The sequence below is a fragment of the Bradyrhizobium sp. USDA 4510 genome, assembly GCF_054059095.1.
This window is the reverse complement of record NZ_JBSSBT010000001.1, coordinates 4,108,149-4,133,023: the sequence shown is the minus strand read 5'-3', so window position 1 is coordinate 4,133,023 and position 24,875 is coordinate 4,108,149. Positions and strand designations below refer to the sequence as shown.

Below are 24,875 nucleotides of genomic sequence, written 5' to 3'. Positions count from 1 at the left end.
TGGCCTGATGCACTGTTGCCCCGTGGCGACAGCGCCACGAATAGCCGGCCGCGGCCGGCAATATTTGCCAGCCGTGCGCGCAACGAGAAGACAGCTCTGCTGGTTCTGATAGGTGGGTGCCGACAGATCGCATCCGTTTGAGACACTCCCTTGCGGGACCGTCTCTACGGGACCTGCCGTCGGGGCCCATTTCACCGGACCTCGGCGCGTGTGCCGGCCGGCTTTGCGCGGGCCGACGGCGGAACCGGTCTGGCCCCCACAACAGATCGGCACCGCTGCGCGCATCGCGTGCACGTCCCGCCGCTGCACTCCGATAAAATTTTCAAAGAATTTTCCGGTAACCGATCGGTCACCGTAAAGGGTTCCCTCATACCCGTTACGCCACCGTTTCGAATTCAGACGATGCTGTTTCCGAATGTGACAGGGCAGGCAGACGAAGCGTGAACAAGGGTCCGCCACCGTCAATGAAAAGTTGCGAAAAGCCTTTGATCCATGGGCTTAATCCACGATTCACTGTCTTAAATTCATGCTCTCTTTATTCTCTTATTTAAGCGGATATTCAAACGGCCCCCTTACGTTGGACCTATCAGGCGGGACACAAGTTTCGTCGAATAAAGTCGATAAAAACGACAAACAGGGGAAGTGTCATGATGAAAGCCGTTGCGACAACGGCGGCGGATGCCGCTGATCGCGCTACCGGTCAAGCTCCGGTGCAGCCGCTCTATCTCGAAGCCCTGACTTTGGTGGAGCGGCTGCATCGCCGGCTCCTCGACGTCATCAAGGACGAATTCGATCGTCGTGGCCGCGCCGACATCAACTCGGTGCAGGCGCTGCTCCTGTACAACATCGGCGACAAGGAGTTGACCGCCGGCGAGCTGCGCACCCGCGGCTACTATCTCGGCTCCAACGTCTCCTACAATCTGAAGAAGCTCGTCGAGCTCGGCTTCCTCGATCATCAGCGCTCGCGCGTCGATCGCCGCTCGGTCCGCATCCGGCTGACCCCGCAGGGCCAGGAGGTCCGCAAGATCGTCGACGCACTCTATCAGAAGCACGTCAAGACGGTGGAGCAGGTCGGCGGCATCTCGAACGAGGAGTTCGCGAGCCTCAACAAGTCGCTGCATCGCCTCGAGCGGTTCTGGACCGACCAGATCCTGTATCGCCTCTGAGCCTTCCCGTTTCGCCTGATGGCCAAGCCGGCCGCGCGAGAAGACCGGCAGCCTTCCTTCAGTCCAGCCTTGCTCCGGTCCAACCTTGCTCCAGTCAACGCATCGGTCATGCCCGGCCGATGCGTTTTTCATGCTGCACCTGCGAAAATAAATGGGCCCCGGCGAGGAACCAAGGCGTTCCCTGCGGCTTATCCGTTAGCCAACGGAGAGGCAGGGATATGTTGCTCGAACGCGGGATTGAGGTGCTGAATGTCGAGGTCGTCGGTGACGCCTACGCGATCGCCTCGAACTATCTGCGCAAATCCGGCGCCATCGCCGACAATTTCGCCACCAATGAGCGCCTGCTCGGCATCATCGTGAAGCTGTTCCAGCGCGGTGAGATGAACCGCCTCCGCCTCGCCAACAAGGCGATCGCGAAGTTCGAGGCCGAGACGCTGGTGGTCGCCTGAGCGTCAACCCGGAGACTTCAATGGAAGCCGCTATCGATCGGATCATGCAGACGTATGATCTGCTGCTCAACCGCACGCCCGCTGCGAGCGACGAAGCGCGGGCGAAGGTGACAGAGTACGTGCAGACGCTGTTCGACGCCGGCGAGCGCGATCCGCATCGGTTGACGGTGTGCGGGCTGACCTATCTGCGCCAGCTCGACGGTAGTACCGACCACGTGAAGGCCGGCTATACCGGGCTGTAGCGGCGCGCCTGGCTTCGCGGTCTGATTCCGCGTCGTCGGCAAGGCTTCCTCGGCGGCGATTTGCTTTGCTCGCAACGACGCGATGACGGTGCAGGTTCCTCGCGCACGATCGTCGTCCTGAAAGCAGGACCTATAACCACCGCATTTGGCGATGAGCGGGATCGCGGCCCCAGCATCGCGCAACAATAGTGATTTGGGGTAATGGGTCCTGGCTTTCGCCAGGACGACACTGAGTTTGTCGTAACTCAAAACTGAAATGGAGCAACCGAAACCGCCAACTTTCCGTCGCTCGATTTCTGCACGGTGAATTCGACTTCCTTGGAAGCCTTGATGTCGCCCACGGAAACCGAGATGCCGCCGCTGCATTGCAATGTTCGCTTGTCCTCACTTGCCGAGGTCGTGACGATCTTTTCACCGAGGAGGTATTGTGGATTTGCGTTTTCCGCAGTGGGCTTCGCCGTCGATTCCCTGGCGGCGAAATTGACAAGCGGATTGCGGTGATCGTTGGAGATGGTCTGGAGCACGGCCTTCCGGGTTTCGATTGAATCGCACTCGAGTTGATCGCCGCAACCACCCAGAACAACCAGAACCGGAAACCCCAGAAACCAAAGCAGTCGTGACGGCATGCCAAGTGACTTCTGTGGGATGGATGGTTTCCGACAACCGACCCAACGGAGCATGGTTCCTGCGCTCGCGCTCGGCGCGGCCGCTCCGGCTGCGGCTTGCGATCTTGCCAACCGGCCACTATCGAAGGGAACGCTAATCTTGCCGCTCCGTTGGTCCTCGATTGCTTGCGAGGACCCGATCATGCGCGCAACCGTCCTATTCGCTGTCCTGGCGTTCGTCCTGGCGTTCGGCGTTGCAGGACTGGCAAGTGTGAGCCCAGCCAGCGCCCGGGATTATCGCTGGTGCGTGCAGGGGCGCGGCGTCGGCTATCCCGGCGATTGCATGTACCAAACCCGCGCCCAGTGTCTCGCGTCAGCTTCCGGAAGGAACGTGACCTGCGGGATCAATCCTCGTGCCGCATATGGGCAGCAGCGGCGGGGATATCGCGACCGCTATTGATTGTCGCGCCGATGGCGCGCGCGAGGCGGTTGGGGAAGGGCGCACCCTAAGGGTGATGCGGTTAGCCGGGGCCGCTTTTTGAGCCTGCCGTTTTGAAACCTCTCCTGCCCTATGGATAGGTGTGGCCTTTCTGAGCAACGCGCACAGCCAGTGGCGTGCGGGGAAGATCCCCAAACTCGGACGAGTCGTAGTCTCGGCCTTCAGGTGTCACGATGTGGATGTCGTAACACTGCGACCGTGAAAGCTCTTTTGCCTTGCGTAGAGCTGCTTCGGCCGTGCCACGACGGTGTACGATCTCTCCAAACTTGCACCTAGCTTTTACGGTGAAGCTCATCTTTCTTCTTTTTCTTGTTTCGTTTGACGACCTCGGCCTGAGCCCGGAACGCTTGGGCGAGACTCTTCATTTGCTCGGCCGCGAATTCGTCAGCCGTCCGCACCGCCGCCTGCTCGGCGGTCTTGGCCTGTTTCTTCAGGTCCTTGGCCATGCCCATGCCCTGTAACGTCCATGCCGTTTCGCCAGTTCCATCCGTCTGATCTCATTGACGCGAAGCTGGCAGGAACTTTTTAGGCTTCCCGGGCTTTTTGATTTTGCTTTTGGGGCAGCCAAACGTCAGCGTTGGAGAGAGGAGCCATGAAGCGACGACGCCGGGTTAGGCAGATTTTCCCTCTTGAAAAACGCCTCGCCCAAGAAGCCGAACGGCTACGTCAACGGGCCAAGAACCTTCCTCCCTGTCGAGAGCGAGAGACCCTGTTGAGGCAGGCGCGGCATGACGAAACCACCGCCAATTTGGCGGCGTGGCTACTGTCTCAAGGTCCGCGGGCACCCATCTAGGAGGACGCTCAATGCATACAAACCACCACCATATCGACGGTGTGGAGATTGCCTTTGTCAGCGCTGCGACCGTGTCGCTTGTGGCTCTCATCGCCTCCATGGCCTGGCTTTTGCTAGGGTGAAATTCTGAACCAGGGCTCCGATCCGAGACCTTCGATCGGGATCGTTAGGCGGAGCCCATGGAATGAAAGATCTTCTCCAGCGTGACCAATGAGCCAAAGACTGCGCCGGTCACAGCGAGGAAGACAGCGAAATAGTAGATCAGATACATAAGGCAACGTCTCCCGGATGCGTACCAAGCCTCCGGATAACGGACGCGTCCTTTGATGGTTCGAAGGCACGCGGGTGGTTTTGCGGCCTTCGCGCGAGGCGAGCGGCGGGCATCACGAGCGGATTTGCTCTCCCGCCGCCATGAATCGCTCACGCCGCGCGTGACGACCGATCGGAATCGTCGAGCAACCGGCCTAGTATCCGGCGTTCTTCCTCGATCCTCCGTCGATAGCGTTCGCGCTCTTGTTCCGAGGTCGCGCTATCCAGCAGGAATTGATAGTGACCGATGACTTTTTCGCTGCCTCTTATGAGCAGTTGTTGCAGCCCATTCATGGCGCGATCTCCTCGCAAGCTGCGCGATCGAACGAGGAGGGAAGGGATGGAATGTCGGCCGCGAGGCCTTGCATTGCCGTGGTTTCTTCGGACAGCCGTCTTTCGATGAATTCGCGCTCGAGGTCGGAGAGCTGGGTCTGCAGCAATCGCCGATACCGATGAATATTGTTGCGATGAGCGCGCAACTGTTCAAGCCGGTGGTCGAACAGTTCTGAGCTCCGGCGCCTTGCCTGTCCAAATCTTGACCGCCAGCGTCCCTCGAGGCGGTCGATGACCTGCTTCGGTAGCCTGATGTCTGTCATCTCGCGCTCCTATGCAGCCAGGCAGCGGTCGACGGAGCGCAGGCGGGCAGGCCGGCCGCCTGGCGGATGGTGCGGATCGCTGTCGAGCGCGCGAAGCGCTTCGAGGATGTCGCTGACAGGAACGGGCGCTTTGAGCCCCTTGGGTGCGCGCAAAGCGGGATTGGACGCTACAGCGCTGGCGTCCGAGGCCCAGGATGCCAGGAGAGCGCGTTTCTCGGCCAGGCTCAGGCGAGAATCCCGCACCACATCGTGCGGGACCTCATATTGGTGGTGATCGCCAATCGGCAGATGAAAGCCAATAACGTTATGAGCAGGCGCGGTCGTCGGCCGCATGGATACCTCCGTTCGAAAGACGAGTTGCTGAGAAGAGTGAGAAGACGAAGCCGCGACCTGTTCGTCGGACGCGGCTTCGCCGGTTCAATCAGGCGGCGACGTTTTCGAGCTGTCGGGGCGCCGTGTTCGATGCCGCGTTGATCGCGATGCGTCGCGGCTTCATCGCCTCCGGCACTTCGCGCGCCAGCTCGATCCTGAGAAGCCCGTTGTCGAACGCCGCGCTCTTGACCTCGACGTAGTCGGCCAGGCTGAACTGGCGCTTGAATCTGCGCGTCGAGATGCCCTGATAGATGTATTCGCGCTCGGCCTTCTCGACCTTGACGCCTTGGACAGTCAGAACGTTCTGCTCTGCCGTGACGGAAATCTCATCCGGCGCAAAACCGGCGATCGCGAGCACGATCTGATAGCTGTCTTCGGACAGCCGTTCGATGTTGTAGGGCGGGTAGTGATCTTCGCCGGCCCGGTGGGCTGCTTCGGCGAGATCAAAGAGCCGGTCGAATCCGATGGTCGACCGGAACAGGGGAGAGAAGTCGTATGTGCGCATAGCCAAATCCTCCATAGAGCAAGATGGATATGAACGGCACCGGACACGACCGGTGCCCGTCTCGCCTGGCCCCGAGGGGCGACCAGGCCCCAGCCTCCGCGTTGGGGGCTGGCGCGAAAGAAAATAAAAACCGGAGATATCGTGTCAAGAACCCGGCCGAAAAATTTTTGCGGTTGATTCTCCGCGTCAGAACCGCGGCTGAAGCGGCGGCGGATCAGCGCCGCTCGAGGGAGGCCTGTTGCAGACAAGACATGCCGGTGGAAAATTAGGTCGCCGATTTACATAGGCTAATGCCGGAACCGCGGGGGCGTTGATCGATTGGACTGCCTGGCTCCAACAGCTCAGCCCCGGATCAGGCAATAGCGCCCCGTCTGCTCTGAGCGAGCAGACGGGGCGTCGATGCTACTTATTCTCCGGCTTCCAAGTCGTGCTGGCGCGATCGTATTTGAAACCAGGTGCGGCCTTCAGGCTGTCCTTGGTCTCGTCGAGCGTAAGCCACCACTTGTCGTCTTTCTTTTGAGACTTGACGGCCGTGAACGGCACGATCACGTCCTTTTCGCCGGCGCCGAGGAAGCCGCCGACACCGACGACGAGACCGGTCACCTTGCCGGACTTGTCGACAAGCACGTCGTCGATCGTCCCGATCTTGGATTCCTTCGGGTCGTAGACATTCTGCTTGTAGTAGTTGGTGATGGTCGAACTGTCCGCCGGCGCGGCGGGCATGGTGGTTGCTGCATGCGCGGCGGTAGCGAACGCCGCAGCCATGATGCAGCCGATAGCCAACTTCTTCATAAGAGGTCTCCTTGCTTCAGTGCATATGGCCGATCAGGTAGATGCCGCCGCCGATGACGATGATCGCCGGCACGGCCCAAAGAATGATGACTGGCATGCGATCGCCTCCTAGTCCGAGGTACAGACCTTGACGCTCTTCATGCCGGTCTCGGCCTCGGAGCGCGTCTTGTAGACAGTGCCTGACGGGCTGACGACGGTGGTCGTCGTGTCGACGGGCTTCTTGTCGACGATCGTGCACTTCTTCGTCTTCACATCCTGGACGACGTAGAATTCATCCGCTGCGAATGCCGGCGAGACGAAAGCGGCAAGCAAAGATGCCGCGACAATGGTCTTAAACTTCATGTTCTCTCCTCCAATAGCCGTACCAATCGGCGGAGTTGGAACGGGAGAAAATGGCGAAGGTTCCTAGAACCGAACTTGCGTTGGCGAGCCGTGGCGAATCAAAGCAAGCGAAAAATGACCGGAGATGGTGCGGCGATTTGCAGCACTGGCTAGCTGCGCCCTCCGGCTTGCCGAAGGCTGTGGCGAATGGTCGCTAGGGACACGCAGACGCGAGATCGGCGAGCGATTCCTGACCCGAAGGGACCGCGCTGTCCGAGTGGCGATGCGATCACGTGACCGGATGCAGCCGGCGATCCGCAGGCTGCTTTCCGAAAATTCAGGAGGAAGCCCCATGATCTCGTCCCACATGCGCCTGTTCGGCGCGGTCGTCGCGCTGTTGCTCGGGGCGAGCGGTCCGGCGCCCGCGCAGCAGCTCGAGCTCAAGCTGATGGCGCCGGCGGCGCCGGGCGGCGGCTGGGATCAGACCGCGCGTTCGATGCAGCAGGCGCTGGTCGCGGCCGGCATCGCGCGCAGCGTCCAGGTCACCAACGTTCCTGGCGCCGGCGGCAGCGTTGGCATCGCGCAGTTCGTCAACGGCGCCAAGGGCGACGGCAACCAGATGATGGTGAACGGCTTCGTCATGGTGGGCGCACTCGCCATGAACAAGTCGCCGGTGACGCTGGATCAGGTGACGCCGATTGCGCGCCTCACCGAGGAGACCCAGGTCATCGTGGTGCCGGCGAACTCGCCGATCAAGACGGCGCAGGATCTTGCCGCCGCGGTGAAGGCCGATATCGCCAAGGTGACCTTTGCCGGCGGCTCGGCCGGCGGTGTCGACCATGTGATGGCAGCGCTGTTCGCGGGCACGGTCGGCGCCGACGCCAAGAAGATCAACTACATTCCGTTCTCGGGCGGCGGCGAGTCGCTTGCAGCCATTCTCGGCGGCAAGGTCACGGCCGGCATTTCCGGCCTCAGCGAATATGAAGGCCAGATCAAGGCCGGCAAGTTGCGCGCGCTCGGCGTGACGTCGGCGCAGCGTCTGCCCGGCGTCGACATCCCGACCTTCAAGGAGCAGGGCATCGATCTCGTGCTGGCCAATTGGCGCTCGGTGGTCGCTCCGCCCGGCATCACGCCGGAGCAGCGCAAGGTGCTGAGCGATGCGGTCGAGAAGATGGTGAAGTCCGATTCCTGGAAGGAGATCCTGAAGCAGAAGGGCTGGGATGACGCCTATCTCGGCGGCGACGCCTTCGCGGATTTCCTGAAGAAGGAGATCACGCGCGTGACCGAGGTGCTGAAGTCCGTCGGCCTCGTGAAGTCATGACGCCGGACGCGGCGTCTGAAAACCTCCGGCCGGCGCCGGCGCGCCGCGTCGATCGCGCCGGCGTGGTCATCGCGGCCGCGCTTGCCGGGCTTGCTGCGGTGCTGGTGTGGGACGCCAGCAAGCTGCCGTCGACCACGATGTACGGCATGGGGCCGGAGGCGATGCCGGTCGTCATCGCGATTGGCCTTGTCATCCTCGCGGTCGGCAATCTGATCGACGCGCTGCGCGGCAAGCTGCCGCCGCGCGAGAGCATGGATCCGAAACCGGTGTGGCTGATCATCGGGGGCCTGGCGCTCCTGATCGCCATCATCGGCTTTGGCGGCGGCTTCATCCTCGCCACCTCGGCGCTGTTCGTCACCACGTCGGCGGCGTTCGGCCGCCGCGCCGTCCTGGCCGACACCGCCATCGCGCTCGTGATCACGACGCTGATTTATCTCGCGTTCGACAAGCTGTTGACGCTGAGCCTTCCCGCCGGCCCGCTGGAGCGACTGCTGTGATGGACACTTTCGCCGCGCTGGCGCACGGCATGGCGGTCGCCCTGCAGCCGATGAACCTGCTCTACGCCCTGATCGGCGTGTTCCTGGGCACCGCGGTCGGCGTGTTGCCGGGCATCGGACCGGCGCTGACGGTCGCGCTGCTGCTGCCGGTGACCTACAAGCTCGATCCCGGCGGCTCGCTGATCATGTTCGCCGGCATCTATTATGGCGGCATGTATGGCGGATCGACCACCGCGATCTTGATCAATACGCCGGGCGAGAGCGCGTCGATGGCGACCGCGCTCGAGGGCAACAAGATGGCCAAGGCCGGCCGCGGCGGCCCGGCGCTGGCGACCTCGGCGATCGGCTCGTTCGTGGCCGGCACCATCGCCACCATCGGCCTCGCATTCCTCGCGCCATGGCTGGTCGATTTCGCCGTGCGCTTCGGGCCGGAGGATTACTTCGCGCTGATGTGCGTCGCCTTCGTCACGGTGTCGGCGACCTTCGGCGACTCGCCGGTCCGCGGCCTCACCAGCCTGTTCATCGGCCTCACGCTCGGGCTGGTCGGCATCGACAAGCTGACCGGTCAGGCGCGGCTTGCCTTCGGCATCCCCGAACTGCTCGACGGCGTCGAGGTGACGACGCTCGCGGTCGGCCTGTTCGCGGTCGGCGAGGCGCTCTATGTCGCCTCGCGCCGGCATCACGCCGAGGAGAAGCTCGAGCCGGTGCGCGGCTCGCTGTGGATGACGCGGGAGGACTGGCGGCGGTCGTGGAAGCCGTGGCTGCGTGGCACGCTGTTCGGTTTTCCGATCGGGGCGCTGCCGGCCGGCGGGGCGGAGATCCCGACATTCCTGTCCTATTCCACCGAGCGGCGGCTGACCAAACATCCGGAGGAGTTCGGCAAGGGCGCGATCGAAGGCGTCGCAGGGCCGGAAGCGGCGAACAACGCGTCCGCCGCCGGCACGCTGGTGCCGCTGCTGACGCTGGGGCTGCCGACCTCGGCGACCGCGGCGATGATGCTGGCGGGCTTCCAGCAATACGGCCTCAACCCGGGGCCGCTGTTGTTCGCGGAGCGGCCCGACCTGGTGTGGGGCCTGATCGCGAGCCTGTTCATCGCCAACGGCATGCTGCTGGTGCTCAATCTGCCGCTGGTCGGCCTTTGGGTGCGGCTGCTGGCGATCCCGCAGCCCTGGCTCTATGCCGGCATCCTGGTGTTCGCCACCATGGGCACGATCGCTGCGAAGCCGTCGGTCGTCGAGCTGTCGATGCTGGCGGCGTTCGGCGTCATGGGCTTTCTGATGCGCCGGTTCGACTTCCCGATCGCGCCCGTCGTGATCGGGCTGATCCTCGGGCCGATCGCCGAAAGCCAGTTGCGCCGCGCGCTGGCGATCAGCCTCGGCGATCCCATGGTGCTGCTGCAAAGCCCGATGTCGGCGACGCTGCTTGGCATAGCGCTGATCGCGCTGCTGGCGCCGTTCGTGCTCAAGGGATTGGGGCGATTCAAGGCGAACGAGGATTAGGACGCGACCAGACCGTAAAAGGCCCGCTCCGGGGCTCGCATTTCGGAGCGGGCCAGTCTGGGCACGGCAAATATCGCCGCGACGCGAAAGCTAGCGCGACAAGCTGACACCACCCTGACGACAGCGAAAAAAGAAAGGCGGCCGGATGCCGCCTCTCGGTCACATGATTTTCCGTGAACTGAAAGTTCAGCTCACCATTTGTAGGCGAGGCTCGCCGTGATGCGGCGGCGATCGCCGTAGTAGCAGGAGCTGATGGTCGCGCAGCTCGCGACATAGATCTTGTCGGTGACGTTCACGACATTGAGCGCCGCGCGCCAGTTGTTGTCCCATTCGTAATGCAAGGCGAGATCGCCCAGCACGACCCCCGGGACGCGTGCGGTGTTCGCGGTGTCGGCAAAGGACGAGCCGACATAGCGCACGCCGCCGCCGAAGCCGAAGCCCGTGAGCGGCCCGTCGCGGAAGGTGTAGTCGGTCCACGCCGATGCGAGCTGACGCGGCGCGTTGGTCGGCACGGTGCCGATCAGCGCGGGATTGAGGTCCTTGCTGACGAACAGCTCGTAATTGGTGTAGCTCGCCACCAGCTTGAAATCGCGCGTGATGTTCGCGACCGCCTCGAGCTCGACGCCGCGCGAGGTGACTTCGCCGTTCTGGGTCTGGAACAGCGGGTTGTTGGGATCGGTGGTCAGCGCGTTCTTGCGCTTGAGGTCGAAATACGCGACGCCGAACCGTGCGTTGAGCCCGACCGGCTCGTACTTGACGCCGACCTCGGTCTGCTCGGAGGTTTCCGGCAGCAGCAATTGGCCGGCCGCGGTGGTGCCGATGACCGGATTGTAGCCCGTCATGTAGGAGACGTAGGGCGCAACGCCGCTGTCGAAATTGTAGATCGCGCCGACACGGCCGGAGAACTTGCTGTCGTCGCGGCCCTGGGAGGCGCCGATCCGGTTGTTGTTGGTGAGATCGACCCAGTCCTGGCGGCCGGACAGCACCACAGTCAGGCGGTCGAGCTTGACCTGATCCTGCAGGTAGAGCCCGGCCATGCCCTGGGCGAGATAGCCGTTCTGATAGAGCGGGCCGCTATACGACAGGTTGGTGCCATAAACCGGATTGAGCACGTTGAGATTGGTGCCCATGCCAAAACCCTGGCGGTCGTCTATGCCGTAATATTTCAGATCGACGCCGACCAGCGCGGTGTGCTGCAGCGCGCCGGTGGTGAAGCGGTATTCGAGCTGATTGTCGAGGTTGAGCTGGGTGGCGATGCCGCGGGTGTAGAAATTGCCGCGGGTGATCTCGGCGGCGGCCGGCGTCGTCGCGTAGCCGAGCCCGTAGAGGCCGGCATAATAGACGTCGACATGCGCCATGCGCGCGTTCTGGCGGAAATCGACGCTGTCGGTCACGCTCTTCTGGAACTGGTAGCCGACCATCTGCTGGTCGCGGCGGAACTGGTCGGCGCTGGGATCGCCGACGAACAGGCTGGTCGGAATCCGGCCGAACGGCGCGTTGGTGACGGTGCCGACATAGGGCAGGAAGTTCAGCGCGCGGGTGTTGCTGTGCGAGGCCATGCCGAACACGGTGAGGCTGGTGTCGGCATCGGGCCGCCAGGTCACCGACGGGGCGAAGAAGAAATTGTTGTCGTAGACATAGTCGGTCTGGGTGCCGCCGCCCTGGGCCTGGCCGACGAGGCGGTACTGCACCTGGCCGTTGCCGGGCTGCGCCGTCGCGCCGCCGATGTCGAACTGGGTATAGGCGTTGCCGAAATTGTTGACGCCGGTCTCGATGTAGCGAATGGGCTCGGCCTGCGGCAGCTTGCTCACCGCGTTGACGAGGCCGCCCGGCGCCGAGCCGCCATACAGGATGCCGGACGGACCGCGCAGCACCTCGACGCGCTCGAGATTGAAGGGCTGCAGCTTCCAGCTCGCATAGGAGGTGTAGAACAGCTGCAGGCCGTCGAGGAACAGCGACTCGTTCTGCGCCGGGAAGCCGCGGATCATGAACCAGTCGTTGCGGAAATCGGCGCCATAGGTGCCGCCGATGACGCCCGGCGTGTAGCGCAGCACCTCGTCGAACTTGCTGACGATCTTCTGGTCGCGGATCTGCTCGGCGCTGATGACCGACACCGATTGCGGCGTCTGGATGATCGGCGTGCTGGTCTTGGTGCCGCTGGCGCTCAGCCGCGCCAGATAGCCGGTGACCGGGCCGTTGGCGCGTTCGTGCCCGCCGCTGGCGCCCGCGGGCTGCTGAGCGGTCTGTGGCTGCGCGCCCACCGGGGCGGCCGTCGCGCGGCGTGAGGCGCTGCGTGCGCGCGTGGTCCGTTGCGAAGGCTGCTGCGATCGCGCCGCTTGCCGCTGCGGCGCCTCGACTGTCACGGACGGCAATTGCGTCTGGGCGAAGACATCGTCCGCACCAACAACCGAAAACACAACGACAGCCGACGCAGCAAACCGCTGCGGCCGAATCCACCTGCACGACATTTATTCCACGCTCCGTAAAAAAATCTTGAGCGAGTCGTTATCACGGTGATTTTCGCGAGCAGCCTGCACGGGGTTAGAGGCTGTCGAAGTTGCACGCAAAGCTTGGCTGTGTGACCGGGAGACAACGGCGTATGACGCGCAATTGCACGCATCGCGTGAGAGCCTTGAATCGATCCGGTGTTGAACGATTCAAAAATCGAACGATTCAAAAATTGGCTCGTCATCTCGTGGGTCGATGCATCGCGATCGCGCGCGACATGATCAAGCGAGTCCGATGTCGCGCGGTTGCGCGAGCAACGCGTTGAAACCTCGAGGCGATAGTTGTCTCGTCCGCGGTCCCCGCGCGGTCGGGAAGGGGAGTCACGTTCCACTCGGCGGCTGCCACAGCCGTGCTGGCCGCGCGGCGGGAACCGGGTGGCGGGGGCGGCCGTCCGGCCGGCTGGCAATCCCCGCCATCCCCCCCATATCTGGCATAATTGACCGGCAGGGACCGCAACCGCTTGGCCATTTTGGGGCGATGTGATAACGCTCTGAAACCAGCTTCGACCGCCACTCGTGACCGTCCGCATCCTGCCTAAAGGCTTGCGGCGGTGGAGATATTTCGCCGATGACCTCGTCCAGCAAGACCGCTTCCGCGCCCGATTCCTTCTTCACCGCAACCCTCGCCCAGGCCGATCCCGAGATCGCCGCCGCGATCAAGGGCGAGCTCGGCCGGCAGCGTCATGAGATCGAGCTGATCGCCTCGGAAAACATCGTCAGCCGCGCCGTGCTGGAGGCGCAGGGCTCGGTGATGACCAACAAATACGCGGAGGGTTATCCGGGCGCGCGCTACTACGGCGGTTGCGAGTGGGTCGACGTCGCCGAGACGCTGGCGATCGAGCGCGCCAAGAAGCTGTTCGGCGCCGGCTTCGCCAACGTCCAGCCGAACTCCGGCAGCCAGATGAACCAGGCGGCGTTTCTGGCGCTGCTGCAACCCGGCGACACCTTCATGGGCCTCGACCTCGCGGCCGGCGGCCATCTCACCCACGGTTCGCCGGTCAACATGTCCGGCAAGTGGTTCAAGGCCGCGCATTACACCGTGCGCCGCGAGGACCAAATCATCGACATGGACGCGGTGCAGAAGCAGGCCGAGCAGGTCAAGCCGAAGCTGATCATCGCGGGCGGCTCGGCCTATTCGCGCGCCTGGGACTTCAAGCGCTTCCGCGAGATCGCGGATTCCGTCGGCGCGTATCTGCTGGTCGACATGGCGCATTTCGCAGGCCTCGTCGCCGGCGGCGTGCATGCCTCGCCGGTGCCGCACGCCCACGTCACCACCACCACGACGCACAAGTCGCTGCGCGGCCCGCGCGGCGGCCTGATCCTCACCAATGACGAGACGCTGGCCAAGAAGCTGAACTCGGCGATCTTCCCGGGCCTGCAGGGCGGTCCGCTGATGCACGTCATCGCCGCCAAGGCGGTGGCGTTCGCAGAAGCGCTGCGGCCGGACTTCAAGGTCTACGCCAAGAACGTGGTCGAGAACGCCAAGGCGCTGGCGGAGACGCTGCGCGGCCATGGCCTCGACATCGTCTCGGGCGGCACCGACAACCATCTGATGCTGGTCGACCTCAGGCCGAAGGGCCTGAAGGGCAACATCTCCGAGAAGGCGCTGGTGCGCGCCGCCATCACCTGCAACAAGAACGGTATCCCGTTCGATCCCGAAAAGCCGTTCGTCACCTCCGGCCTGCGGCTCGGTACGCCGGCGGCGACCACGCGCGGCTTCGGCGTCGCCGAGTTCAAGCAGGTCGGCGGCATGATCGCGGAAGTGCTGAACGCGCTGGCGCAGTCGCCGGACGGCAAGGCGCCGCTGGTCGAGGCCGCGATCAAGGAGCGCGTCAAGGCGCTGACCGATCGCTTCCCGATCTATCAGTAAAAGGTCGTTGCTAGAGGTCCCGTCGGATGCGCTGCCCGAGCTGCAATTCTCTCGACACGCAGGTCAAGGACTCGCGTCCGACCGAGGACTCCGCGGTCATTCGCAGGCGTCGCGTCTGCATGGCCTGCAACTTCCGCTTCACGACCTTCGAGCGGGTGCAGCTGCGCGAACTGACCGTCATCAAGCGCAACGGCCGCCGCGTGCCGTTCGACCGCGACAAGCTGGTGCGCTCGCTGCAGATCTCCTTGCGCAAGCGCCCGGTGGAATCCGAGCGGGTGGAGAAGATGGTGTCCACCATCGTGCGCGAGCTCGAAAGCGGCGGCGAGGCCGAGGTCTCCTCTGAGGCGATCGGCGAGATCGTGATGGAGCATCTGCGCCAGCTCGACGACGTCGCCTATGTGCGCTTCGCCTCGGTCTACCGCAATTTCCGCGAGGCCAAGGACTTCGAGGCCGTGCTCGACGAATTGACCGGCGAAGAGGACCCGCGGCTCGCGACGCTACGCAAATGATCTTCCGCATTCTGGAAGACCAGTTCGCGCAGAAGGCCAGAGAGGCCAAGGAAGCGGCAAAGGCGGCCGATCTGCGCTTCATGGAGCTGGCGCTGGCGCTTGGCCGGCGCGGGCTCGGGCGCACCTGGCCCAATCCGGCGGTCGGCGCCGTCATCGTCAAGGACGGCGTGATCGTCGGCCGCGGCTGGACCCAGTCGGGCGGCCGGCCGCATGCCGAGGTCGAGGCACTCAGGCGCGCCGGCGATGCCGCGCGCGGCGCCACGCTCTACGTGACGCTCGAACCCTGCTCGCATTTCGGCCGCTCGCCGCCCTGTGCGAACGCCGTTGTGGCGGCCGGGCTCGCCCGCGTCGTCTCGGCGATCGAGGATCCCAATCCGGAAGTCGCGGGGCAAGGGCACGCCAAGCTGCGTGCCGCAGGCATCGCGGTCGATGTCGGGCTGTGCGCGGAAGAGGCCGCGCGCGACCATGCCGGGCACTTCCGCCGCATCCGCGACCAGCGCCCGCATGTGATCCTCAAGCTCGCGGTGTCCGCCGACGACAAGATCGCTGCCAGCGGCCGTAAGCCGGTTACGATCACCGGAGAGGCCGCGCGGACGCGCGTGCATCTGCTGCGCGCGCAGAGCGATGCGATCCTGGTCGGCATCGGCACGGTCAAGGCCGACGATCCGCTCTTGACCTGCCGGCTGCCCGGCATGGCGGCGCGCTCGCCGGTGCGCCTGGTGCTGGACCGCGCGCTGCGGATCTCTGGCGACAGCCGCCTGGTGCATTCGGCGCGCGAGACGCCGCTCTGGGTGCTGAGCTCGGATATGGCGGAGGCGCCTGCCGCGGTGAAGCTAGGTGCCGCCGGCGCGCAGGTGATCCGCGTCGCCGCCGGCGCGTCCCAAGGGCTCGATCTGCCGTCCGTCCTGCATGCGCTGGCGGAGAGGGGGATTTCGCGGCTGCTGGTCGAGGGCGGATCGCGCGTGGCAAATTCTTTCGTGGCAGCCGGCCTTGTCGACGAGATCTGGCTGTTGCGCGGGCCTGATGCGATCGGTGCCGACGGCGTTCCCGCGCTGGACGCAATGCCGCTCGACGCAATCACGCAGTCGCCCGCCTTCCGGCTTCGTGCTAGCGAAGCCTTGGCCAAAGATGTTTTGACTATCTACGATCGATCCTAGGTCGTCATGCCCGGGCTTGACCCGGGCATCCACGTCTTGGTCGCCAGCAGTGAAGTAAGTCGTGGATGGCCGGGTCAAGCCCGGCCACGACGAAGAGTAAGAGGGTTTGTTGTGTTCACGGGAATTGTCACCGATATCGGTGAGATCACCAGCCTGAAGCAGGTGGCGCAGGGGCAGCTGCACCGGATGCGGATTGCCTGCGACTACGACCAGACCACGATCGCCGACGGCGCCTCGATCGCCTGCAATGGCGTCTGCCTCACCGTCGTCGCCTCCGGCACCGCCGATGGCAAGACCTGGTTCGATGTCGATGCCGCGGCCGAGACGCTCGGCATGACCACCGCCAAGCATTGGGGACAGGGCAGCCGGCTCAATCTCGAGCGCGCGCTCAAGATCGGCGACGAACTCGGCGGTCACATCGTGGCCGGGCATGCCGACGGCATCGCCACCATCGTCAAGCGCGACGACCTGCCCGACATGGCGCGCTTCGAGCTGCGAACCAGCCGCGAACTGGCGCGTTTCATCGCGGCGAAGGGATCGGTCACGCTGGACGGCGTGTCGCTGACCGTGAATACGGTCGGCGACGTCAGCTTTTCGGTGCTGATCATCCCGCACACGCTTTCCGTGACGACCCTGAGCGCCTGGAAGGCCGGCAGCGAGGTCAATATCGAGGTCGATCTGATGGCCCGCTACGCGGCGCGGCTGTCGGAGATGAAATGACGGCATAGCCGTCAAGCGGCAGTCATTCCGGGGCGATGCGAAGCATCGAACCCGGAATGTCGAGATTCCCCGGTGCACTATTGTGCACCTGCGGTCTGGTCCTTCGGACCATCCCGGAATGACAGTGCCTGAGGCATTCGTGCTTGGCTTCAGTCGTCGGGGCGACTACAAACTCGCGAAACGTTGACATCCAACGTTATCGGTAAATGTCAACAATATGAAATGGATACGTAGATGGCTGACGCGCGGCGCGCACCCCTGAAGGACCAGACCGACATTACCGGCGCACGCGTGCTGATCGTCGAGGCGCGGTTCTATGACGACATCCAGGACGCGCTGCTGGAAGGCGCGTTGGCCGAGATCAAGGCCGCGGGTGCGACGCACGACGTGATCACGGTGCCGGGCGCGCTGGAGATTCCGGCGGCGATTGCGATCGCGATCGATGCGGCTGAAGCGAACGGCAAGCCGTATGACGCGGCGATCGCGCTCGGCTGCGTGGTGCGCGGCGACACCATCCATTTCGAGATCGTCTCGCAGGAGTCCTCGCGCGGATTGATGGATTTGGCCATCAGCCGGAAATTCCCGCTCGGCAACGGCATCCTCACCGTCAACACCGAGGCGCAGGCCTGGGCGCGGGCGCGCGCCAGCGAACTCAACAAGGGCGGCGACGCGGCGCGTGCGGCGCTGGCGATGCTGCGGATCAAACGCCGCCTGGCAAAGGCCTGACCATGGCAGACAACAAGAAGCCCGCGAAAGCCCCCGACAGAAAAGCCAACCGCCGCGGCGCGGCACGGCTCGCGGCGGTGCAGGCGCTCTATCAGATGGACATCGGCGGCGCCGGCATCAACGACATCTTCGCCGAGTTCGAGAGCCACTGGCTCGGCAACGAGGTCGAGGGCGAGAAATATTTGCCGGCGGAAGCCGCGTTCTTCCGCGACGTGGTCTCCGGCGTGGTGCGCGACCAGGCCCGGCTCGATCCTTTGATCGACGAGGCGCTGTCGAAGGGCTGGCCGCTGAAGCGGATCGACGCCATCCTGCGCGCGGTGCTGCGGGCAGGCTCCTACGAGCTCGAGCACCGCAAAGACGTGCCGGGCCGCGTGGTGGTCTCCGAATATGTCGACGTCGCGCATGCCTTCGTTGAGAAGGACGAAACCGGCATGGTCAACGCCGTGCTCGACCAGATCGCGCGCCAGTTCCGCGGCGACGAGTTTGTGCGGAGCTAGGTGCCGCGATGCCGCCCGTCACCCTGAGGTGCCGTAGCGAAGCGGAGGCCTCGAAGGGCGACGGCGTGGCGCTACGGTCGCATCGGGGCCGTGCATCCTTCGAGGCTCGCTTTGCTCGCACCTCAGGATGACGGGTTGATGACCCAAGCAAGCAAACATACCTCCGGCGAAGACTCCCTGATCGCGCGCTATTTCAAGCCGCTCGCGACCGAACCGGGGGCGTTCGGGCTCGACGATGACGCCGCCGCGCTGAGGGCGGCCGGCGAGGACATCGTGGTCACCACGGACGCCATCGTCGAGGGCGTGCATTTCCTCGGCGATGATCCGCCCGACATGCTGGCGCGCAAGGCGCTGCGGGTGAACCTCTCCGACATCGCCGCCAAGGGCGCGGTGCCGGCGGGCTTCGTGCTGACGCTGGCGCTGCGCAGCGCCGAGGAGGCCTGGCTGAAGCCGTTTGCCCGGGCGCTCGGCGAGGACGCCGCGCATTTCGGCTGCCCGCTGCTCGGCGGCGACACGGTCTCGACGCCGGGGCCGCTGATGATCTCGATCACTGCGTTCGGTCGGCTGCCGCAGGGCACGATGGTGCATCGCGCGGGAGCACAGGCGGGCGACCGTGTGTTCGTCACCGGCACGATCGGAGACGCCGCGCTCGGCCTCGATGTGCTCCGGGGTGGCCCGGTCGCCGCGGCTCTGGCGGACGATGTCGTCGGGCGGGATTTTCTTGCCGCCCGTTACCGTGTTCCGCAGCCGCGCAACGCCTTGGCCACGGCCGTCCGCACCCACGCCAGCGCCGCGATGGATGTGTCCGACGGTCTTGCCGGCGATCTGACCAAGCTTTGCGCAGCCAGTGGTGTGGCGGGCGTGATCAACGTGCCGAGCATCCCGTTGTCGTCCGCGGCCGCAGGGCTGCTCGCGCGCAGGGCGATCGGTATCGAGACCTTGGTGGCCGGCGGTGATGATTACGAGCTGTTGTGCGCGGTCCCGAGCGATCATGTCGACGCGTTTCTGCGCGACGCACGGCGGGCCAAGGTCGCGGTAACCGCAATCGGCGGCCTGATCGCAGGCTTGTCGCCACCGAGCTTCCTCGACGGGCAGGGCCGGGAACTGAAGCTGAGGCGGCTGTCCTACAGCCATTTCTAGAGCTTTTTCGAGCGAAGCGGGCACCGGTTCGCGTTAAGAAAACGCGTCGGAACGGAAGCAGCTCTGGACTTCCCGCGCCTGATCGCGCCGATTTTCCTTCTAAATAGCTGCCGATATCGGCGTTTTCGGCCACGGGTGGCGTTGCACAGCGGTAACGATTTTGGCAAGGTCGCGCCCGATTTGAGGCAATCCGTTTTTGGGGAGGATTGTCCTCGCAAAATAAGCGCCTGCCGCCCCCTAGCGGCACAAGAAGGCGCGGGGGTTACATCAAGGATCTGAGGCAACATGACAGCTTTATGGTTGATTGTGCTCTGCGGGGCGCTTTCCATCGTCTACGCGATCTGGGCGACGCAGTCGGTCTTGAACGCGGATGCGGGTAATCCGCGCATGCAGGAAATCGCGGCCGCGGTGCGCGAGGGCGCACAGGCCTATCTGCGGCGGCAGTACACCACGATCGGCATGGTCGGTATCGTGATCTTCGTGGTGCTGGCCTACTTCCTGGGCCTGCCGGTGGCGATCGGCTTTGCGATCGGCGCCATCCTGTCGGGGGCTGCCGGCTTCATCGGCATGAACGTCTCGGTGCGCGCCAACGTCCGCACCGCGCAGGCGGCAACCACCTCGCTCGCCGGCGGCCTCGAACTCGCCTTCAAGGCGGGCGCGATCACCGGCATGCTGGTTGCGGGGCTCGCGCTGCTCGGCGTCACCATCTATTTCATGATCCTGGTCAAGTTCATGGGTCTGGAAGCGGGCAGCCGCACCGTGGTCGACGCCATGGTGGCGCTCGGCTTCGGCGCCTCGCTGATCTCGATCTTCGCCCGTCTCGGCGGCGGCATCTTTACCAAGGGTGCGGACGTCGGCGGCGACCTCGTCGGCAAGGTCGAGGCCGGTATCCCCGAGGACGATCCGCGTAACCCGGCCACCATCGCCGACAATGTCGGCGACAATGTCGGCGACTGCGCCGGCATGGCGGCGGACCTGTTCGAGACCTATGCGGTGACCGCGGTCGCCACCATGGTGCTCGCGGCGATCTTCTTCGCCAAGACGCCGATCCTGGTGAACATGATGACGCTGCCGCTCGCGATCGGCGGCATCTGCATCATCACCTCGATCATCGGCACCTTCTTCGTCAAGCTCGGTGCCAGCCAGTCCATCATGGGCGCCCTCTACAAGGGCCTGATCGCCACCGGCATCCTGTCGCTGGTCGGCGTCGCGCTCGTGATCAATTGGCTGGTCGGCTTCGGCAAGCTCGACGGCGTCGACTATACCGGCATGGCGCTGTTCTGGTGTGGCGTGGTCGGTCTCGTCGTCACCGGCCTGATCATCTGGATCACCGAATACTACACCGGCACCGACTATCGCCCGGTGAAGTCGATCGCCTCGGCCTCGGTCACCGGTCACGGCACCAACGTGATCCAGGGCCTCGCGGTCTCGATGGAAGCGACCGCGCTGCCCGCGATCGTGATCATCGCCGGCATCCTCGTCACCTACAGCCTTGCCGGCCTGTTCGGCATCGCGATCGCGACCGCCACCATGCTGGCGCTGGCCGGCATGATCGTCGCGCTCGACGCCTTCGGCCCGGTTACCGACAACGCCGGCGGCATCGCCGAGATGGCGGGGCTGCCGAAGGAGGTGCGCAAGTCGACCGACGCGCTCGACGCGGTCGGCAACACCACCAAGGCGGTGACCAAAGGCTACGCGATCGGCTCCGCCGGTCTCGGTGCGCTGGTGCTGTTTGCGGCCTATAATCAGGACCTCAAATTCTTCATCAGCGACTCCAATGCCCATGCCTACTTCAAGGGCGTCAACCCGGACTTCTCCCTGAACAATCCTTACGTCGTGGTCGGCCTGCTGTTCGGCGGCCTGCTGCCGTATCTGTTCGGTGCGATGGGTATGACCGCGGTCGGTCGCGCCGCCGGCGCGATCGTCGAGGAAGTGCGCCGTCAGTTCCGCGAGAAGCCCGGCATCATGCAGGGTACCGACAAGCCGGACTACGGCAAGGCGGTCGACCTGCTGACGCGGGCGGCGATCAAGGAGATGATCATCCCGTCGCTGCTGCCGGTGCTGTCGCCGATCGTGGTCTACTTCCTGATCTACGCGATCGCGGGCGGTGGCGCAGCCGGTAAGTCGGCCGCTTTCTCCGCGGTCGGCGCCATGCTGCTCGGCGTCATCGTCACCGGCCTGTTCGTCGCGATCTCGATGACCTCGGGCGGCGGCGCGTGGGACAACGCCAAGAAGTACATCGAGGACGGCCACTACGGCGGCAAGGGCTCTGACGCCCACAAGTCCGCGGTGACCGGCGATACCGTCGGCGATCCCTACAAGGATACGGCGGGCCCGGCGGTGAACCCGATGATCAAGATCACCAACATCGTGGCGCTGCTGCTGCTGGCGATCCTGGCGCACTGAGCGGCGGACACGACTGAAACGAGGCCCCGCGGTGAAAGCCGCGGGGTTTTATTTTTGAACCAGACGCGAACAACACGGAGATCAATCGATGTCGCTCTCATCCGCACGGAACTACGCGCTCCGCGCCTCCAAATCGCAGGATCAGAAGGAGGCCATCGAGCTGCTCTCGAAGGCGATCATGGAACTGGCGATGTCGATTGAAGCGACCGACGCCAAGGTCAAGAAGATCAACAAGTCTTCGTAGCGTTGGCCGCAACGTGCTCAGGAAACGTCGTGACGGCGGCTGTTACTTGACCTCCATCTGCAAGCCTTCCTTCTCGATGATCGCCGCGAACTTCTTCGTCTCGGCATCGACGAAATCGGAGAATTGCTGGGGCGTGCCGTAGTCGGCGCGCGCGCCCATGCCGGCGATGTTCTTCTTGACGTCGTCGCGCTCCAGCATCGCCTTGACTTGGCGGTTCAACTCGTCGAGCACCGGGGCGGGCGCGGTCTTCGGCAGGAACACGCCGAACCAGGACGAGACGTCGAACTTTGCCAGTTCCGGCGCGCCCTCGCGCATCGTCGGCAGGTTCGGTGCGGAATCGCTACGCTCCGGCGTGGTGACACAGAGGCCGTTGAGCTTGCCGTCCTGCACCTGCGGCAGCGACGGATAGAGATTGTCGAACAGGATCTGGATGTCGCCGGCGAGCCCGGCCTGCAATGCGGGACCGGCGCCGCGGAACGGCACGTGCGTCATCTTCAACCCGGTGAGCTGCAGGAACCAGGCACCGGTGAGGTGAGGGCTTTGTCCGGTGCCGGACGAGCCGTAGGTGAGCTTGTCCGGATTCTTCTTCAGAAAGGCGATCAATTCGGGGATCGACTTGAGACCGGTCGACGGATGCGCCGACACGATGTTCGGAATCCGGATCATGTTGGAGACCGGCTGCAACTGGTCGGCCTTGTAGGTCAGGTTGCGGAAGATGCTGTAGGCGATCGCGTTGGGGCCGGGATTGCCTATCAGGATGGTGTGGCCGTCGCCCTTGGCGCGTGTGACCTCGGATGTGCCGATGGTGCCGCCGGCGCCGGAGCGATTCTCCACCACCACCGACTGGCCCCAGAGCGGCTGCAAATGCGCCGCGAGCAGCCGCCCCATCACGTCGGTCGAGCCGCCGGCCGCCGCCGGCACGATGATGCGGACGGTCTCGGTCGGCCGCCAGTCACCGGCGCCGAGGCTCGCGCGCGGCAGGATCGCCGCGGCCGTCAATGCGGCCGTGCCCGACAATACCGTACGACGGGAAAATCTCTTGGCTGTCATGCGTTTACCCCCTGCTCAGGCTCTTGTTTGCGAGCAAACTAGGGGACCGCTTGCCCCTCGGGCAAGCGACAACTTGGCGCAGCGGCTTATGCTCTGGACTCCGGCTTGACGCGTTGTCTCACGCGAACCGGAGCCCACTTCGCTCGAAAACGCTCTAGTTGAAGCTCAGCAGCTTGAAGAGCGGTGTCAGGTAGGACATTTCCTGGCCCGACGTCGGCGTGGACCGGCTGACGAAGTCGAAGATCTTGCCGTCCTTCAGGCCGTAATTGGCCAGTCGGCGCACCTGCCGGTTCTTGTCGAAATAGACCGCGATCACGCGCTGGTCGATCACCCGCTGATTCATGAAGGCGACCGGGCGGGAGGTCCGTTGCGAGATGTAATAAAACACCTCGCCGTCCAGCGTTGCGACCGTCGAGGGCGTGCCGAGCACGATGAGCACCTGGTCCTGGCTCGCGCCGATCGGGATCTGCTCGAGCGCCCCCTCGGGCAGGATGTAGCCCTTCTGGAATTGTTCCCCGGCGCAGCCGCCGAGTGCGGCGGCGCAGACGAGGCCAATCGCCGCGACGGCGCGGAGACGCGAAAAGAACCCGCGCGCGGAAGCGGCGCGAGACTGTCGTGAAAGAATGTGGTTCATCGGCGGAACTGATCCGTCCCCTTGCATCGGCCGAGGCATTGACGTACCGGGCAGCTCAATGGATTGCAATCATGCCGAGCTCCAATGGGCGACCTCTCAACAGGCGACCCTTTGGGGACCGGCAGCCGGAACCCGTCATGCTTTGGCCGTTCAATCACTTCAGAAGACCCCGGGTGCCCGCGCGCAGCACCATTGAGACCATCTATGGCATGATCGTGACGCAGGCGCGAGAACCGTTGTTTTACCGTGACTTGGGCGTTCCGGACACGGTTAATGGCCGTTTTGACCTGCTTCTGATGCATCTGTGGCTGGTGCTGCGGCGACTGAAATCCGTCGAGGGCGGCGTCGCGCTGTCCCAGGCCCTGTTTGATCATTTCTGCATCGATATGGACGACAATCTGCGCGAAATGGGCGTCGGCGACCTCACGGTGCCGAAGCGCATGCAGGCGTTCGGTGAAGCCTTCTACGGCCGCACCGCGGCCTATGATCTGGCGCTGACCGACAGCGAGGCAGCCTTGGCCGAGTCGTTCTGCAAGAACATCCTCAACGGTCAGAACATCGACAAGGCCCGCGAGCTCGCCGCCTACGCCAAGGAGGCGATCAAAGAGCTGGCGCGCGCCGATCTCGCGGCGTTGGCCAAGGGTACCTGGCGTTTTCCGGCACCACAGCCTGCGGGGACGGCGGCATGAGCGGCGGCAGCACAGGGCAGCCCGATGCACGGCGCGACCGCGACCCCTGGCGGGTCCTGGTCAACATCGCGCAGATTCCGGAGACCGGCCTGCATCGCGAGATCGCAGCCGACGAGGCGGCGCGCAAGGCGATGGCCGAAGTTGCCGAGTTGAGGGAGGTCGTCTCCGCGCGTGCAGAGTTCGACCTGCAGCCCAAACGCGACGGCAGCTACCACGTCACCGGCAGAGTTAAGGCCAGGGTCGGGCAGACCTGCGTGGTGACGCTCGATCCGATCGAGAACGAGATCGATGAGCCGATCGATGTGGTGTTCGCGCCGCCCGAGCAGATCCCGCAAATGGCCGACCTGGTCGACGACGCCGACGACAGCGATGAGGAAACGCCGGACCCGCCGGAGCCGATCGTCGGCGGCTTCATCGATATCGGCCGGCTTGCCACCGATGCGCTGTTTCTCGGCATAGACCCGTATCCGCGCAAGGTGGATGCGGTCTTTGAACAGAAGGCTGAAGCGCCTGACCCGGAAAATCATCCTTTCGCGGCGCTGAAGGCGTTGAAGGAAAAGCCGGACGGCAAGAAGCCCAAGGGAAGTTGAGGGCGCCTGGCGCCACATTTGCGGGGATGGCTTGCCTGCAAGCTTGCGCGAGCGGTGTTCCTAGTTACTTCAAATACGTGTCACAATACATTGAAATACAATGTATTTCTGGTATGCTCCGATGTGTTGCGTGATGGTTCGGCAGCTGCCTCATTTGCGGTCAAGAGGTT

At 64.2% G+C, this 24,875-nt stretch carries 29 protein-coding genes; 18 read left to right on the top strand and 11 right to left on the bottom strand.

All coding sequences use genetic code 11. From position 1 onward, the window contains the following. The first annotated feature begins 647 nt into the window (after positions 1 to 647). The 3 genes from ldtR (at position 648) to ACVMDN_RS18945 (ending at position 1,857) form a co-directional block, all read left to right on the top strand. Positions 648 to 1,166: a transcriptional regulator LdtR gene (gene ldtR, locus ACVMDN_RS18955; RefSeq protein ID WP_018271925.1), complete on the top strand. Its 519-nt coding sequence runs from the start codon at positions 648 to 650 to the stop codon at positions 1,164 to 1,166. A 218-nt stretch (positions 1,167 to 1,384) separates the two neighbouring features. Next, positions 1,385 to 1,615: a hypothetical protein gene (locus ACVMDN_RS18950; RefSeq protein ID WP_141342653.1), complete on the top strand. Its 231-nt coding sequence runs from the start codon at positions 1,385 to 1,387 to the stop codon at positions 1,613 to 1,615. 20 nt (positions 1,616 to 1,635) lie between these two features. Next, positions 1,636 to 1,857, top strand: coding sequence for a hypothetical protein (locus ACVMDN_RS18945; protein ID WP_016845010.1), 222 nt, complete (start codon positions 1,636 to 1,638; stop codon positions 1,855 to 1,857). A 245-nt stretch (positions 1,858 to 2,102) separates the two neighbouring features. On the opposite strand, the gene ACVMDN_RS18940 is transcribed toward ACVMDN_RS18945, so the two are convergent. Next, positions 2,103 to 2,483 carry a hypothetical protein gene (locus tag ACVMDN_RS18940; protein ID WP_141341081.1) on the bottom strand — a complete coding sequence of 127 codons (381 nt, stop codon included), beginning with the start codon at positions 2,481 to 2,483 and terminating at the stop codon, positions 2,103 to 2,105. Here ACVMDN_RS18940 and ACVMDN_RS18935 point away from each other — a divergent pair. After that, positions 2,482 to 2,922, top strand: coding sequence for a DUF3551 domain-containing protein (locus ACVMDN_RS18935; RefSeq protein WP_410469696.1), 441 nt, complete (start codon positions 2,482 to 2,484; stop codon positions 2,920 to 2,922). The genes ACVMDN_RS18940 and ACVMDN_RS18935 overlap by 2 nt on opposite strands. Before the next feature lie 311 nt (positions 2,923 to 3,233). Here the strand turns inward: ACVMDN_RS18935 and ACVMDN_RS18930 are convergent, their stop codons facing one another. The 7 genes from ACVMDN_RS18930 to ACVMDN_RS18900 all read right to left on the bottom strand — a co-directional run bounded on the left by ACVMDN_RS18930 (position 3,234) and on the right by ACVMDN_RS18900 (position 6,670). Then, a complete protein-coding gene (locus tag ACVMDN_RS18930; protein ID WP_225158918.1) occupies positions 3,234 to 3,407 on the bottom strand; it encodes a hypothetical protein in 174 nt (57 codons plus the stop codon). Between the two features lie 767 nt (positions 3,408 to 4,174). Continuing rightward, positions 4,175 to 4,357 (bottom strand): hypothetical protein, encoded by a 183-nt coding sequence (locus ACVMDN_RS18925; protein ID WP_057020734.1) that lies wholly within the window; start codon positions 4,355 to 4,357, stop codon positions 4,175 to 4,177. Then, the gene (locus ACVMDN_RS18920; protein WP_310885883.1) at positions 4,354 to 4,659 is read right to left on the bottom strand and encodes a hypothetical protein; all 306 of its coding nucleotides are present in this window, start codon (positions 4,657 to 4,659) and stop codon (positions 4,354 to 4,356) included. The genes ACVMDN_RS18925 and ACVMDN_RS18920 overlap by 4 nt, the downstream gene beginning before the upstream one ends. A gap of 9 nt (positions 4,660 to 4,668) precedes the next feature. Then, the gene (locus tag ACVMDN_RS18915; RefSeq protein ID WP_092078022.1) at positions 4,669 to 4,992 is read right to left on the bottom strand and encodes a hypothetical protein; all 324 of its coding nucleotides are present in this window, start codon (positions 4,990 to 4,992) and stop codon (positions 4,669 to 4,671) included. A gap of 88 nt (positions 4,993 to 5,080) precedes the next feature. Continuing rightward, the gene (locus tag ACVMDN_RS18910) at positions 5,081 to 5,536 is read right to left on the bottom strand and encodes an Hsp20 family protein (RefSeq protein WP_310885884.1); all 456 of its coding nucleotides are present in this window, start codon (positions 5,534 to 5,536) and stop codon (positions 5,081 to 5,083) included. A 402-nt stretch (positions 5,537 to 5,938) separates the two neighbouring features. Further along, complete coding sequence (locus ACVMDN_RS18905; protein ID WP_028340955.1) at positions 5,939 to 6,328, bottom strand: PRC-barrel domain-containing protein; 390 nt, start codon at positions 6,326 to 6,328, stop codon at positions 5,939 to 5,941. Between the two features lie 108 nt (positions 6,329 to 6,436). Next, positions 6,437 to 6,670, bottom strand: a complete 234-nt coding sequence (locus tag ACVMDN_RS18900) for a hypothetical protein (protein ID WP_057020731.1) — start codon at positions 6,668 to 6,670, stop codon at positions 6,437 to 6,439. Positions 6,671 to 7,001: 331 nt separating this feature from the next. Here ACVMDN_RS18900 and ACVMDN_RS18895 point away from each other — a divergent pair, with 331 nt between their 5' ends. From ACVMDN_RS18895 to ACVMDN_RS18885, 3 genes are read left to right on the top strand one after another with little or no spacing between them, the layout of a single operon-like run. Then, positions 7,002 to 7,970, top strand: coding sequence for a Bug family tripartite tricarboxylate transporter substrate binding protein (locus ACVMDN_RS18895; RefSeq protein ID WP_253590078.1), 969 nt, complete (start codon positions 7,002 to 7,004; stop codon positions 7,968 to 7,970). Further along, a complete protein-coding gene (locus tag ACVMDN_RS18890; protein ID WP_141341078.1) occupies positions 7,967 to 8,467 on the top strand; it encodes a tripartite tricarboxylate transporter TctB family protein in 501 nt (166 codons plus the stop codon). The genes ACVMDN_RS18895 and ACVMDN_RS18890 overlap by 4 nt, the downstream gene beginning before the upstream one ends. After that, positions 8,467 to 9,966 carry a tripartite tricarboxylate transporter permease gene (locus ACVMDN_RS18885; protein ID WP_456835068.1) on the top strand — a complete coding sequence of 500 codons (1,500 nt, stop codon included), beginning with the start codon at positions 8,467 to 8,469 and terminating at the stop codon, positions 9,964 to 9,966. Before ACVMDN_RS18890 ends, ACVMDN_RS18885 begins: the two co-directional genes overlap by 1 nt. 191 nt (positions 9,967 to 10,157) lie before the next feature. On the opposite strand, the gene ACVMDN_RS18880 is transcribed toward ACVMDN_RS18885, so the two are convergent. Beyond that, positions 10,158 to 12,434, bottom strand: coding sequence for a TonB-dependent siderophore receptor (locus ACVMDN_RS18880; RefSeq protein WP_310885885.1), 2,277 nt, complete (start codon positions 12,432 to 12,434; stop codon positions 10,158 to 10,160). Between the two features lie 607 nt (positions 12,435 to 13,041). Here ACVMDN_RS18880 and glyA point away from each other — a divergent pair. The 9 genes from glyA to ACVMDN_RS18835 all read left to right on the top strand — a co-directional run bounded on the left by glyA (position 13,042) and on the right by ACVMDN_RS18835 (position 21,742). Next, positions 13,042 to 14,343, top strand: a complete 1,302-nt coding sequence (gene glyA, locus ACVMDN_RS18875; RefSeq protein ID WP_028333867.1) for a serine hydroxymethyltransferase — start codon at positions 13,042 to 13,044, stop codon at positions 14,341 to 14,343. A gap of 26 nt (positions 14,344 to 14,369) precedes the next feature. After that, positions 14,370 to 14,852 (top strand): transcriptional regulator NrdR, encoded by a 483-nt coding sequence (gene nrdR, locus ACVMDN_RS18870; RefSeq protein ID WP_016844999.1) that lies wholly within the window; start codon positions 14,370 to 14,372, stop codon positions 14,850 to 14,852. After that, positions 14,849 to 16,009, top strand: coding sequence for a bifunctional diaminohydroxyphosphoribosylaminopyrimidine deaminase/5-amino-6-(5-phosphoribosylamino)uracil reductase RibD (gene ribD, locus ACVMDN_RS18865; RefSeq protein WP_310885886.1), 1,161 nt, complete (start codon positions 14,849 to 14,851; stop codon positions 16,007 to 16,009). The genes nrdR and ribD overlap by 4 nt, the downstream gene beginning before the upstream one ends. A gap of 111 nt (positions 16,010 to 16,120) precedes the next feature. After that, positions 16,121 to 16,729 carry a riboflavin synthase gene (locus tag ACVMDN_RS18860; RefSeq protein WP_310885887.1) on the top strand — a complete coding sequence of 203 codons (609 nt, stop codon included), beginning with the start codon at positions 16,121 to 16,123 and terminating at the stop codon, positions 16,727 to 16,729. Positions 16,730 to 16,963: 234 nt separating this feature from the next. Further along, positions 16,964 to 17,455, top strand: coding sequence for a 6,7-dimethyl-8-ribityllumazine synthase (ribH, locus tag ACVMDN_RS18855; protein WP_076834363.1), 492 nt, complete (start codon positions 16,964 to 16,966; stop codon positions 17,453 to 17,455). Positions 17,456 to 17,457: 2 nt separating this feature from the next. Continuing rightward, the gene (nusB, locus tag ACVMDN_RS18850; RefSeq protein WP_016844994.1) at positions 17,458 to 17,952 is read left to right on the top strand and encodes a transcription antitermination factor NusB; all 495 of its coding nucleotides are present in this window, start codon (positions 17,458 to 17,460) and stop codon (positions 17,950 to 17,952) included. A 138-nt stretch (positions 17,953 to 18,090) separates the two neighbouring features. Further along, positions 18,091 to 19,092 (top strand): thiamine-phosphate kinase, encoded by a 1,002-nt coding sequence (thiL, locus tag ACVMDN_RS18845; protein WP_310885888.1) that lies wholly within the window; start codon positions 18,091 to 18,093, stop codon positions 19,090 to 19,092. A gap of 285 nt (positions 19,093 to 19,377) precedes the next feature. Next, positions 19,378 to 21,498, top strand: a complete 2,121-nt coding sequence (locus tag ACVMDN_RS18840) for a sodium-translocating pyrophosphatase (RefSeq protein WP_076834360.1) — start codon at positions 19,378 to 19,380, stop codon at positions 21,496 to 21,498. A gap of 88 nt (positions 21,499 to 21,586) precedes the next feature. Next, positions 21,587 to 21,742 (top strand): hypothetical protein, encoded by a 156-nt coding sequence (locus ACVMDN_RS18835; RefSeq protein ID WP_167350400.1) that lies wholly within the window; start codon positions 21,587 to 21,589, stop codon positions 21,740 to 21,742. Between the two features lie 42 nt (positions 21,743 to 21,784). On the opposite strand, the gene ACVMDN_RS18830 is transcribed toward ACVMDN_RS18835, so the two are convergent. Both ACVMDN_RS18830 and ACVMDN_RS18825 read right to left on the bottom strand, forming a co-directional pair. After that, entirely contained in the window at positions 21,785 to 22,792 is a 1,008-nt protein-coding gene (locus ACVMDN_RS18830; protein ID WP_057020720.1) for a Bug family tripartite tricarboxylate transporter substrate binding protein, read from the bottom strand. Positions 22,793 to 22,946: 154 nt separating this feature from the next. Further along, entirely contained in the window at positions 22,947 to 23,426 is a 480-nt protein-coding gene (locus ACVMDN_RS18825; RefSeq protein WP_310885889.1) for an outer membrane protein assembly factor BamE, read from the bottom strand. A 137-nt stretch (positions 23,427 to 23,563) separates the two neighbouring features. Here ACVMDN_RS18825 and ACVMDN_RS18820 point away from each other — a divergent pair, with 137 nt between their 5' ends. Together ACVMDN_RS18820 and ACVMDN_RS18815 are read left to right on the top strand one after the other, a co-directional pair. After that, positions 23,564 to 24,115: a ubiquinol-cytochrome C chaperone family protein gene (locus ACVMDN_RS18820; RefSeq protein WP_076834357.1), complete on the top strand. Its 552-nt coding sequence runs from the start codon at positions 23,564 to 23,566 to the stop codon at positions 24,113 to 24,115. Continuing rightward, entirely contained in the window at positions 24,112 to 24,705 is a 594-nt protein-coding gene (locus ACVMDN_RS18815; protein ID WP_076834355.1) for a YceD family protein, read from the top strand. Before ACVMDN_RS18820 ends, ACVMDN_RS18815 begins: the two co-directional genes overlap by 4 nt. Positions 24,706 to 24,875: the final 170 nt, after the last annotated feature.